Consider the following 12,288-nt stretch of genomic DNA (forward strand, 5'->3'; position numbering starts at 1 on the left):
CGCTGGTAGGGTGAAGTGCTGCAATGGGGTGCTGTCTGCCGGGCGTGAGAGATCCAGCGGGGCGGCATTGCTGGCACTGGCACTGGCGGTCGCATCGTTAATCACGATGGGTCGCCAGTTCTGTAATTTTGCTGCGCTGCCGTTGGCCAGCACGCTGCCGTCTTTGTTGGTCATCTGCCACGGGATTTCATCCAGCGTGCCGCATTGATTCGCCAGCAGCGTGCCGACGCGCGGCAGGAAGCTGGTCAGAATGCTGGAATCAGTGCTTTTGCCGGAAACAATACGCAACGGCAAGGTCTCTTTGCACCAGTCGTTGGGTGAATTGCTGGCCACATTATCGATATAGACTTCAAGCGACAGACTCGGCGAATAGACCACGCGATAATCATCAGCTTGCGCATTTAGAGCCAGCAACAGGGTCGCTAAGCCCGGCAACCACACTTTCATAAGGGTCCTTGGGATCAATAACGTGTCGGCAGAAAACGTGCCGCATCAGCCTGGGAATAAAGCAGCGTCGCTTCCTGCGGTTCGCCAATCCAGATGGCCAGAGCGCTGAGATTGTCGCTTTTTACACTGCGGTTAACGGCTTGTTCCATCAAAGTCAGCCACTCTTCGCAGGCATTGACCATGCGCAGGGCTTGTTCCATCTCGTGAGTGGTCAGATTGAGCCAGAACCCGTCGGTGCAGACGAGAAACGCATCGCCATCCGTCAATGAAATCACTTCACTAAAGGTGGCTGGACGTGCAGGCTCAACGCCGAGCGCATTATAGAGTAAATTACTGTTAATTCCGGTATTTTCATAGCCTGCTTCGCGCAGTTGCTGGGCCAGACTATGGTCACGCGTCACTTGACTCAACACCCCATGACGGAAGTGATAAACCCGGCTGTCACCGGCATGCGCCCACCATGCGCGCTGTGTCTCGCGGTCAATAAACAGCGCGGCCAGCGTGGTGCTCATGCGAGCATATTTCGGATTTTTTCCCTGCGCCTCAAGCAACACCTGCTGGCAGTGCTCAATTGCTGCACGAGTGCTCTCGGGCGTGAACGTCGGGCTGTTGTGTAACTGGGTCAGCAGCGTATCCCGCACGATTTGCGCCGCTTTATCACCGCCAGGCAAACCGGCCACGCCATCGCAAACCAGAAAGCAGGCTTTGTGCTCATCCAGCTCGGCTCCGGTGCGATCCTGGTTTTCATCGCGCATTCCCTGCTGGCAACGGCTGGCAAACATCATTTTCATGCGTCTTCGGTCCGAGTCTGGGAATCTTTATATTGATTCACTTCCATGTCATACGCATGCAGGAAAGCTTCACCAAACAGGGTATGGAAGTCATCTTCAATTTCACCGGCAGTGCGCTGGTAGTGGCGTGAAAAGTAATCCCACAAGGCCGCTTTACGCCCGCCGTTAAACGGTAGCTTAGGCAACACGCCATCTTTACGTGCTTCCTCTTCCAGCCGTTGCGGATTGAAGGATTGCAGCATCGCCGCGATGATCGCGCGTATGCCAGCGATCATACCCAGCTGATGCGCCTGCAAATCCACCAGTGCATCGCGCACTGCCGCTTCTGGCGGCATAAAACCGGGCATCTGGCTCTGATAAATCTGCATCAATACCGTTTTACCCGAAGGCAAAATTTTAAACGGATTGTTGGCCTCATTGAGGATCATCGTCATATCGGCTTTCACGCCGCGCTTGAGGATCGAACGGGAAGAGAGCAGGGCAACAGTGCCTTGCGAGAACAAGCTCAGCATGCGGCCGGTCACGCGCATCTGCTCTTCGGTGATCGTCGTGTGATGGCCATTGTTCAATCCCATGCCCTCCAGCAGCGCGGCCAGCAGCTTGTCCTGATCTGCATGCGGCAACGTGGCGGGAGCCGTAGGGGCATCACTTTGTGGATCAATACCCAGGCGTGGGTCAGTCAGGCGCTCCGGACGCGCCGCAGTGGGTTCCGGCACCCTGTCGAATGCCTGCTGCATACCGAGAGGATCGGCAGCGCTGTCCGCGAAGAACGTGAGCGGGTCATCATGCTGGGTGCTCTGGCAGGCAGGATCGCGCACCTCAAGGCCATAATCGCCGATTTGCAGTGCATCACCATGCTGTAATTGCACTTGTGAACCGCGCTGTAGCGCCACGCCGTTCAATACCACCGAGGTCACGCTGCCCTGATTGGTCAGGCGGCATTCACCTTCCGGGGAGATATGCACCAGCGCCTGCAAGCGTGAAATGGCGCGCGATTCGTCAGGCAGCACCAGATCGTTATCCTGACTGCGGCCAATGGTTCCCCCAGGCGGTTTAAAAGCAACCGTCTTTGCTGGCACATCCGTATTGCACTGCACAATGGTAAATTGCATGAGTCATCCTGTTAACAAGGAAAACGCTGCGGCTCATTCAAACATGGGTGGATAGAGGCCGTTGCGTCCCGGCTGTGCACCTGCCGCCGGGTTAAACAGTAACGCAAAAAGTTGCGCAGTGAGCGGCCCACTGTGTTTGTGTGTGGCGCGGGCAAAACCGTCACTGCGATTACTCCACCAGTAGCTAATATGCTGCTGGGGATCAAATTTATCAGCCACTTCACGCCAGCTCAGCGTGCAGGGCAGATCATCAAAACCAATCACATCCATAATGTCGCTGCGCTGATTATCCGGGACCATCAGCGGCGTGACGCGTTGCATCTGCTGCTCCAGCGCATCCGGGTTCAGCCGGTCACGCACGCCGCGCAGTAGCAGCGTGCCCAACTCCTGAAACCAGTCGCCCGACATGGCCAGCTGAGCGCTGTGCCAGTGGCTGAGCGGAAAACTGCGCAAAGCCAGCAGCGGCCAGCTGCGCCCCACGCGATCGCACGAGGGCAGCAGGCAGCCCATCTGCACCTGCTGACGTAGCGGCGACAGCGGCAGAACAAAATTCCAGACAGGTGCGCGCAGAAACAGCTGAGTGGAGGCATCGGGTTGCTGATGCCAGTGCATGAGCCCCTGTTGAAACCAATGGCTCCAGGGCGTCACGGTATTCTCACTCAGGCGCTGGCGCAGGAAATCGCCGGTGGCCGGCAATTTGCCGTACCAACCCGGCGCGGTGTGCGTCGCCATGGTTACCTCACCATTACTCACTGTGTCCGGTCAATCGCTGCGAAACCCGCTGTGGTGCAATCGCCAGCGAACTGCCATTCGCACCGGCAATTTTCAGATTTTCTGCAAGCTTGCGCATCATTAGTGCGTTATCTCGCGCATAAGGCGACGACTGAATCTGCTGATCCAGAAGCTGGCTAAGATGCCAGTCAAGCTGCTGCAAATCCCGGGCGCTGACATCATCTGGCAGATTGCGTTGAAGATTCTGCATCAGCCAGGCACGCAGGAATTCGCCGTCATAATTGCGCGGTTGATACAACATCTGATAGGCACGCAGCGCATTGCGGCTGTATTCATTGTCGTTACCGGGGTCATCACGCAGCAAATTGGTGATTTGCTGGGCCACGCGCGGTAACAGTAGAGACTTAAGCGCATTTTGATAAAGCACCCATGCCGCATCGCTTACCTGGTTGCCACGATAGAGACCCACACGCATGCTAAGCGGTGGATTGTCGAGGGAAAAGCGCTCCGACAACGGCAGCTTCACCAGATTATTTAAGAAGGGTAGCAGATCAAAGATATTATCGGCTGGCTGATGAATCACCTGCTGACTCTGACGAGTCATTGGCTCAATACGCTCAGCGACCTGGTTAAGATATTGCTGGTTCTGGACATAGCTGGCCAACCATAAACCGGAGAGCAAAAGCAATGCGCCAGTGAGCGCACCGTAGCCAATCCAGTGGAACAGGCGGTTGCGGTACTCCCAATGGCGGTTACTGCCCGCTAAGCCACTTTCGCGGAACACCAGATCGCTCAGCAGGTCGCGGATAAAGAAACTCTGGCCTTTATTGCCGGGGATGGGGTTATTACGGGTGACGCTATCCCAGGTGGCGAGGCTACTTTCACCGGTATGTGGCAATTGAAGCTTACGGTTGAGTTCGCCCATGATGCGATCAAACGGTAAGCCTTCCTGAGTCCCGCTGGTAAAGAATAAGCCGCGCGCTGACCAGGCAATCTCATCCTCATGGCGCGAGAACACCACATCCAGGTACTCATTCAGCAACGGCCTTAACGAGCTGAACTCCTGTGGGAACAGGAAACAGTCAGCACGCAGGGTGAGATCGCGTTCATTCGCCATCACCGTGGGTAGTTGCTGCTGCAGGCGCTGTTCCAAACGCTGATATTGCTGGCTAAAACTGTTATGCCAGTCATCTTTGTGCGGTTTGCCCGGTTCCCAGGGGAAGGTGAATCCCCAGATGGCGTCGCGCTGCGGTTTGCTCAGGCCTTCGTTAAAGCTTAAAAACCCTTTCAGCAGATCGGTCTTGGTCACCATCACATACACCGGGAAATGGATACCAGTTTGCTGGTGTAACTCCTGCATGCGGCTACGTAACGCGCTGGCCTGTGCGTGACGCGCTTCCGCGGAATCGGTGAGCAGATCAGCCACGCTGATGGTCATGATCACGCCGTTGATCGGCTGGCGGGTGCGATAGCGTTTTAACAGGTTGATGAAACTCTGCCACTCAGCGCCGTCGCGTGCACGCTGGCTCTCCTGCAGGGCATATCGCCCTGCGGTATCGATCAACACCGCGCTGTCGGTAAACCACCAGTCGCAGTGACGCGTGCCGCCGACGCCGCGAATCGCCGCTTTGCCGAGGCTATCGGTGAGCGGAAACTCCAGTCCGGCATTGAGCAGGGCGGTGGTTTTGCCCGCGCCGGGCGCCCCAATCATCACATACCAGGGTAGCTGGTAGAGATAGTGGCTCTGAAAGCGGGCCAGCCAGTTCTGTTGATGACGGCGACCAAACTGTGTGCGTTTCAGGCGCAGCGCTGCTTCACTGAAGCGCTGAGCCAGCAGCGTATCAGTGGCCTGACGATCGGACAGCTCTTCGTGACTCATCTCCTGTAAACGGTTGAGGAGTTTACTGTTGAACCAGCCGCGCCAGATCGCCGGGATAAACTGGAACAGCACCCAGCAGAAGAACAGCAAACCGACCAGCAGTTGACGAGGAAACACCGGCTCAAGGGGGCGGGTGTCTCCCCAACTCCACAGCGGGCCGAGCATCCACAGCACACAGCTTAAGGCAGTGACACCAATCAGGCTCCACAGCAGGCGGTGGGTTAACAGATGTTGCAGCGATGCGCGCATCACTCACCTCCTGGATGATTGCCAAGGGTTTCCGGTGCGGCAAACAGGGTGATCTCCACACGGCGGTTGCGCGCGCGGTTTTCGTTGCTGTCATTTGGCAGCAGCGGATTACTGTCGCCGCGGCCTTCCGCTTTCACACTGTGCCCTTCCGCCAGTTGCGGGTTTAGCAACTGGGTCACGGCGCGTGCGCGCGCAAAGGAAAATTCATAGCTTGAGGCAAAACGCCCATCCACCGGGCTGTTATCGGTATACACCGACACCAGTACCGTGCCTTTAACGGTTTTCATGGCGCTGGCAACGTGCGCCAACAGCGCGCGACCAACCTGATTGACCACGGTACCATCAGGGGAGAAGAGTTTATCGGCAGGAATGATCACTTTACTGCCAAAGGCGCCATCGCTGACTTCAAGTTGACCGGCGGCGATCACATCATTCAAACGCTGATGCAAATCCAGCAATGCCTGCGGTGAGGTAGGGCGACGGCCGGGCATAATTTGTGGCAGCGGGGTTTGATAGATGGCGCGCAGCAGCGGCTCAGCCGCATTGCCCAGCCGCCAGTTCAGGCCGCTGTAAATCAGGCAGGCAATCAGGGCCGCTAACATCGCACAGGCCCATAGCGGCACCATCGGACGGGTTAAGCGGCTGACCAGGGGATGCACTTCCACCAGCGGCACGGCCGGGTTCGTGGTCGACGGGCGCGTTTCCTGGATCAGTTGAGCGAGACGTTTACGAATCCCTTCACACTGTGCACGGCCAGCATCGCTGCCGCGATAACGTCCTTCATAGCCCAGCAGCAGACAGTAATGAATCAGCTCCAGCAACCACAGGTGTTGCTGCGGGCTTTGCGAGACGCGGGAAAGTAGCTGAAACACTTTTTCGCCGCCCCAGCTTTCATTATGGAAAGTGACCAGCATGCCGTTCCCTGACCACACACCGCGCGTACCCCATGGAGTTTGTGCGGCGGCTTCATCCAGTACGCTGCATAAGCAGTAGCGCGCACCAATAATCATCTCAAACGGCAAACCGGCTTGCTTGCAGCGATGTTCGAATTGGCGGATCTCTTCAATGAGTAACTGGCGTAAACCGGCGGGATCGTCATGCGTAGCAGCCTGCCGTATACGGACAACGGCATTCAATATCGGTGCTGCGGCATTAAGCAAAAGGTTATCGTTGCCCGCGACAATGCCATCGCGGACAACAGAATCCTGGGTCATTAAATATCTTTTTTCCTGGCAATGGCGCTAGGGAGCGTCCACAGAGTGCGACCTTGCTGTGGACAATCTGCGCCATATTGCATTATCAGTCTAGGATCCAGGTCGCGGTATCGTTGGTGCGGCAAGCCTTGCTGGCACCGCCAACGGCCACGCAGACCTGTTTAGTACGGCGGGGACGTGGACGGTCGCTACGCAGGGTGGCGTCATAACGGCTACTTTCAACCCCGGCTTTCGGCGGGATGTAACCAATCAGCTGTCCATTGGGTTCATCGGCAATGGCTAACCAACTGTGTTCGACACGTCCCAGTACTTCAAATGGTTTAGCGTTATCGAGATAACGAACGACCTTGCCGCCATAATCTGGCGTGGTCATCACCGACGCCGCATACAGTGCGCGGAAACTCTCATTAACCGGCGTGAATTCGCCTGGCGCTGCCACCGCATGACGGTGAACCAGCTTGACGCCATTTACCTCACTGGTGACCAGGGTGTCATCAGTCATCGGCGGTGGTGGCGCTTTACAACCCGCCAACGTCAATACTGCCAGCAGAGTGAGCAACAGACTCTTATTCACCATGAACCTCAAATTTCATCAGATTAGCTGCAGATTAATATGTGGCACACGCATTTAAGGCGGGCAGAGTATGCAGCGGGAAAGCCATCAAAAAACAGTCAGATTACAGAAAGATAGTACTGTGCTCAGTCTACCTAAGACTTTTGAGAATTCAATCCATTGCATAGCGAGAAAACCCGTGCTACCGGGCGAAAATAGCGCATATCAGGGGGATAAAAAACCTGTGCCTTTAGTGATAGATAAGCTGAATTTACTTATTTAGTCGTGTAAGTGTGTGACGCAGGCGATAAAGCCGAAGTACCGTAGAAAGATGTCTTGTCATTGGTAAGCCTTCTTAATCTTTCCTTAAGGTTAAAAAAAGATTGCGCAGGTAAACAATTTTCTTACTTTCGGAATTTCCGTGCACACTTCCGCCCTATCTAAAGTCAGTACGGCACAGCTTTTGCTTAAGACTCATACTTTTTTTACTTACGGTGTTGTGGCCAAACTTCAGGTTATGGGCAATAACACTAAAGCCATAACCCGGAGGAGGGGGTTGCACAAGTTTTGTGCTTATTCTGCGTCATCTCTGTGCAAAGTAAATGATGGTTGGCAAGTCAGCTTCGCTGAGAGATTGAATTTAAAGTGATAATTATCTGGCACAGGCTTTGCTACAGCAAAGAGACATTGCGCATTTGCTTCGTTAATAGCGAGAAAGTGAGTGCTTTGGATAAAGGCGTCCGGCCCCATGTTTTCATCACGTGCGGGAGGACGCCTTTTTTTATTCCTTATTCAGGTTCGTATAAGCAGCAGCATGCGGCATTCAGTTTCTCCTGATTGGCTAAAGTAGCCTGGTCCGTAACGGTGGGACGCGCATGAGGAGCGGGCTTGTGCTGCAACGTCGCAATTTCACTTATGGCTAAATAAACTCGTATTTTCCCCCCTTAATCCACGCTTTAGCCTTGGCGGGTTTTGGCATCCTATGCCTTAGAATTCCTGCCAGCTGAGGTATGTCGTGGCTGAAGAGAGCGACGAGGACAAAACAGAATCGCCCACGGCGCACCGACTAGAGAAGGCGCGAGAAGAGGGGCAGATTCCGCGATCGCGCGAGCTGACATCGGTACTGATGCTGCTGGCGGGCTTGCTGATCCTGTGGCTCGGCGGCGAACTGATGGCTGAACAGCTGGCCAGCATGTTGGCCACTGGCTTTCGTTTCGATCATGCCATGGTGACCGATGACAAAATGATCATCGCCCACATTAGCAACCTGATCGGCCAGGCAGTGATGGCGCTGCTGCCGTTGATGGCAGGCCTGGTAATTGTGGCGATAGCTGCACCGATGCTGCTGGGGGGGATCAATATCAGCGGTAAATCGATCAAGCTGGATTTCAGCAAGCTGAACCCGTTGAGTGGTCTTAAACGCATGGTTTCCTCACAGACCTGGGCGGAACTGCTAAAAGCCATTTTGAAGGCGGTGCTGGTGGGTCTGGTGGGTGGCTGGTACATCTGGTCGCACTGGCAGGAGATGCTGCGGTTAATCAGTGAATCACCCACCAACGCGCTCCATCACGGTTTAACCATGATCGCCATTAGCTGTGCGTTGATCATGCTGGGCCTGGTGCCCATGGTCGGTTTCGACGTGTTCTGGCAGCTCTACAGCCATTTCAAAAAGCTGAAAATGTCCCGCCAGGAAATCCGCGACGAACACAAACAAAACGAAGGTGACCCGCACGTCAAAGGGCGTATTCGTCAGGCGATGCGTGCGGCGGCCCGTCGTCGCATGATGGCAGATGTACCGAAAGCCGACGTTATCGTCACCAACCCAACGCACTACTCGGTAGCGTTGCAGTATCAGGAAGGCAAGATGAGCGCGCCAAAGGTGATTGCGAAAGGGGCCGGGGATATTGCGCTAAAAATTCGTGAGCTGGCAAAAGAACATCGCATTCCGATTTTAGAAGCACCGCCGCTGGCGCGTGCGCTGTATCGACACACGGAAATTGGTCAGTTCATCCCCGGCGCGCTTTACGGTGCCGTGGCGGAAGTGCTGGCCTGGGTATGGCAACTGCGTCGCTGGAAACGCGAAGGTGGCTTGATACCAACCAAACCAAAACAGCTGCCGGTTCCGGCAGACATGGACTTTGCAGGAGAGAACAGAAACGATGGCTAATCTGGCCGAAAAGCTGCGTTTACCGGGCAACTTTAAAGACACGCAGTGGAAGGTGCTGGCTGGACCGATACTGATCATGTTGATCCTGTCGATGATGGTGCTGCCGTTACCTGCCTTCATTCTCGACCTGCTGTTCACCTTCAACATTGCCTTATCGATCATGGTGTTGTTGGTGGCAATGTTTACTCAGCGTACGCTGGAATTCGCGGCATTCCCGACCATTCTGCTGTTCTCAACGTTGCTGCGCCTGGCGCTGAACGTCGCCTCAACCCGTATTATCCTGCTCGAGGGCCATACGGGTGCCGATGCCGCCGGACGCGTGGTTGAAGCGTTTGGCCACTTCCTCGTGGGCGGTAACTTTGCCATCGGTATCGTGGTGTTCATCATCCTCGTTATCATCAACTTTATGGTTATCACCAAAGGTGCCGGACGTATCGCCGAAGTGGGCGCGCGTTTTGTGCTGGATGGGATGCCCGGTAAGCAGATGGCGATCGATGCTGACCTTAACGCCGGTTTAATCGGGGAAGAGGAAGCCAAACGTCGTCGTAGCGAAGTGACCCAGGAAGCCGATTTCTACGGCTCAATGGACGGTGCGAGTAAGTTCGTACGTGGTGACGCCATCGCCGGTATTTTGATTATGGTGATTAACGTCATCGGCGGTCTGCTGGTGGGCGTGGTGCAGCACGGCATGGATCTGGGGCACGCAGGTGAAACCTATACACTGCTGACCATCGGTGATGGATTGGTGGCACAGATCCCGGCGCTGGTCATCTCTACCGCTGCGGGTGTTATCGTGACGCGCGTCAGCACCGATCAGGATGTGGGCGATCAGATGGTCTCCCAGCTGTTTAGCAATCCGCGCGTGTTGATGCTGAGTGGTGGTGTTATCGGCCTGCTCGGCCTGGTGCCGGGTATGCCCAACTTTGTCTTCCTGCTGTTTACCGCCGCGTTGCTCGGTCTGGCCTGGTGGCTGCGCGGTCGAGAGATGAAACCGAAGACTACCTCGGAACCTCCTAGTCTGGTCAAAACGCAGGAGACACCCGCCACGGTGGAAGCTTCCTGGAAAGACGTGCAGCTGGAAGATTCGCTGGGTCTCGAAGTGGGTTATCGCCTGATTCCCATGGTTGATCATTTGCAAAACGGTGAGCTGCTGGGCCGCATCCGCAGTATCCGTAAAAAAGTCGCACAGGAGGTGGGCTTCCTGCCGCCGGTGGTGCACATCCGTGACAACATGGAGTTGCCGCCTGCGCGTTACCGCATCCTGATGAAAGGCGTGGAAATTGGCAGCGGTGATGCCTATCCTGGGCGCTGGATGGCGATCAACCCTGGTACTGCAGCCGGTTCTTTGCCGGGTGAACCGACCGTCGATCCTGCCTTCGGTTTAGCGGCAATCTGGATCGATAGTGCGCTGAAAGAGCAGGCGCAGATTCAGGGCTTTACCGTGGTAGAAGCCAGTACTGTGGTGGCAACGCATCTGAACCACCTGATTGGTCAATACGCCAGTGAACTGTTTGGTCGTCAGGAAGCGCAACAGCTGCTGGATCGCGTGACCCAGGAGATGCCGAAGCTGACGGAAGATCTGGTGCCGGGCGTTATCACCCTGACCACCCTGCACAAAGTGCTGCAGAACCTGTTGATTGAGCGTGTTTCGATCCGCGATATGCGCACCATCATCGAAACCCTGGCGGAACATGCGCCGGTCCAGACCGATCCGCAAGAGCTGACCAGCGTGGTGCGTGTGGCGCTGGGCCGTGCGATTACTCAGCAGTGGTTCCCGGGTAACGGCGAAGTACAGGTGATTGGACTGGATGCCACCTTAGAACGCCTGCTACTGCAGGCCTTGCAGGGCGGCGGCGGGCTGGAGCCCGGTCTGGCCGATCGTCTGTTAGTACAGACGCAGGGTGCATTGCAACAGCAAGAGATGACGGGTGCACCACCGGTGCTGCTGGTGAACCATCCGCTGCGTGCCTTGCTGGCGCGCTTCCTGCGCCGCAATCTGCCACAGTTGGTGGTGCTGTCAAATATGGAGCTGACCGACAATCGCCAGATCCGTATGACCGCCACCATTGGGGGCAAATAACCGATGCGCCGTTGGTGTTGGACTCTAATGATGTTGCCGATGATGGCGCTACCGCTCTATGTGGATGCAGCAGGATCCTGGCATGACAGTGCCAGTGGTCCGAGCCTCGGCGTGCGCGGGAACTGGCACACGACGCCAGCTTTAAAAGCACCTTCGCCCGCAGTGGGCACTATTACGGTGGTGAACTGGCGTTACCAGTTGAGCCGTCCAGCCCCCTCGGGGCTGATCGTGCGTTTGTGTGCGACTCAGCGTTGCGTAGAGATTGAGGGCGGCAGTGGTTCAACGCATAGCCTGGCGAATATTCCGGCTGACGAGACGCTGCATCTGGCGTTCGGTTTTCAGGGGAAGGGCGCGTTACCGCCGGGATTGCGAGTGGTGAGCAGTGAAGTGACGGTGAATTACCAATAGCCAATAAAAAAACCCGCCGAGGCGGGTTTTTTGTTGTTACATACGCTCGACGGTTTTGATACCCAGCGTATCCAGACCTTGTTTCAGCGTTTTAGCGGTCAATGCAGCCAGTTGCAGACGGCTGTTACGCACCTGCTCATCCTCGGCGGAGAGGATTGGACAGTGCTCGTAGAAGCCAGAGAACAGGCCTGCCAGATCGTACAGGTAAGCACACATCACATGCGGCGTGCCATCACGCGCAACCTGGGTGATCACTTCTTCAAACTGCAACAGGCGAGTTGCCAGTTGCGCTTCACGCTCTTCGGTCAGCATGATGTCGCCCTTCAGGCTGTCAGCTTCAATGCCGGCTTTACGGAACACAGAAAGCACGCGCGTGTAGGCATATTGCATGTATGGTGCAGTGTTGCCCTCAAACGCCAGCATGTTATCCCAGTCGAAGATGTAATCGGTGGTGCGGCTTTTTGACAGATCGGCATATTTCACCGCGCCGATACCCACCACTTCCGCCAGATCTTTCAGCTCCTGCGCTGACATTTCCGGGTTTTTCTCACTGACCAGCGCATGCGCACGTTCAACGGCTTCATCCAGCAGATCGGCCAGCTTAATGGTGCCACCGCTGCGGGTTTTAAATGGACGGCCATCTTTGCCCAGCATCA

The 12,288-nt window shown here is 55.7% G+C and carries 10 protein-coding genes and 1 pseudogene; 3 read left to right on the plus strand and 8 right to left on the minus strand.

What is annotated here, in order from left to right; all coding sequences use genetic code 11:
* The 7 genes and pseudogenes from H7A81_RS20915 to H7A81_RS20945 form a co-directional block, all read right to left on the minus strand.
* Positions 1 to 447 (minus strand): annotated as a pseudogene (locus H7A81_RS20915) (hypothetical protein); the annotation flags it as partial.
* Between the two features lie 14 nt (positions 448 to 461).
* Positions 462 to 1,238 (minus strand): PP2C family serine/threonine-protein phosphatase, encoded by a 777-nt coding sequence (locus H7A81_RS20920; protein WP_045816028.1) that lies wholly within the window; start codon positions 1,236 to 1,238, stop codon positions 462 to 464.
* Positions 1,235 to 2,350 (minus strand): type VI secretion system-associated FHA domain protein TagH, encoded by a 1,116-nt coding sequence (gene tagH / locus H7A81_RS20925; protein WP_182058603.1) that lies wholly within the window; start codon positions 2,348 to 2,350, stop codon positions 1,235 to 1,237. Before tagH ends, H7A81_RS20920 begins: the two co-directional genes overlap by 4 nt.
* Before the next feature lie 33 nt (positions 2,351 to 2,383).
* On the minus strand, positions 2,384 to 3,082 hold the full coding sequence (gene tagF / locus H7A81_RS20930) for a type VI secretion system-associated protein TagF (protein WP_182058604.1): 699 nt from the start codon (positions 3,080 to 3,082) through the stop codon (positions 2,384 to 2,386).
* Positions 3,083 to 3,095: 13 nt separating this feature from the next.
* Complete coding sequence (gene tssM, locus H7A81_RS20935) at positions 3,096 to 5,210, minus strand: type VI secretion system membrane subunit TssM (protein ID WP_034828607.1); 2,115 nt, start codon at positions 5,208 to 5,210, stop codon at positions 3,096 to 3,098.
* Positions 5,210 to 6,424 (minus strand): type IVB secretion system protein IcmH/DotU, encoded by a 1,215-nt coding sequence (gene icmH / locus H7A81_RS20940; protein WP_058960205.1) that lies wholly within the window; start codon positions 6,422 to 6,424, stop codon positions 5,210 to 5,212. The genes tssM and icmH overlap by 1 nt, the downstream gene beginning before the upstream one ends.
* 85 nt (positions 6,425 to 6,509) lie before the next feature.
* Positions 6,510 to 7,001: an SH3 domain-containing protein gene (locus H7A81_RS20945; protein WP_182058605.1), complete on the minus strand. Its 492-nt coding sequence runs from the start codon at positions 6,999 to 7,001 to the stop codon at positions 6,510 to 6,512.
* A gap of 991 nt (positions 7,002 to 7,992) precedes the next feature.
* Here H7A81_RS20945 and flhB point away from each other — a divergent pair.
* From flhB to H7A81_RS20960, 3 genes are read left to right on the plus strand one after another with little or no spacing between them, the layout of a single operon-like run.
* Complete coding sequence (gene flhB / locus H7A81_RS20950; RefSeq protein ID WP_097116845.1) at positions 7,993 to 9,144, plus strand: flagellar biosynthesis protein FlhB; 1,152 nt, start codon at positions 7,993 to 7,995, stop codon at positions 9,142 to 9,144.
* On the plus strand, positions 9,137 to 11,224 hold the full coding sequence (flhA, locus tag H7A81_RS20955) for a flagellar biosynthesis protein FlhA (protein ID WP_182058606.1): 2,088 nt from the start codon (positions 9,137 to 9,139) through the stop codon (positions 11,222 to 11,224). The genes flhB and flhA overlap by 8 nt, the downstream gene beginning before the upstream one ends.
* A 3-nt stretch (positions 11,225 to 11,227) precedes the next feature.
* Positions 11,228 to 11,632 (plus strand): flagellar protein FlhE, encoded by a 405-nt coding sequence (locus tag H7A81_RS20960; protein ID WP_166932262.1) that lies wholly within the window; start codon positions 11,228 to 11,230, stop codon positions 11,630 to 11,632.
* A 36-nt stretch (positions 11,633 to 11,668) separates the two neighbouring features.
* On the opposite strand, the gene argS is transcribed toward H7A81_RS20960, so the two are convergent.
* Positions 11,669 to 12,288: arginine--tRNA ligase (argS, locus tag H7A81_RS20965; protein WP_182058607.1), on the minus strand; the 620-nt coding region annotated here is incomplete at its 5' end.

The sequence above is a fragment of the Pantoea sp. ME81 genome, assembly GCF_903970985.1.
Lineage (GTDB): Bacteria > Pseudomonadota > Gammaproteobacteria > Enterobacterales > Enterobacteriaceae > Pantoea > Pantoea communis.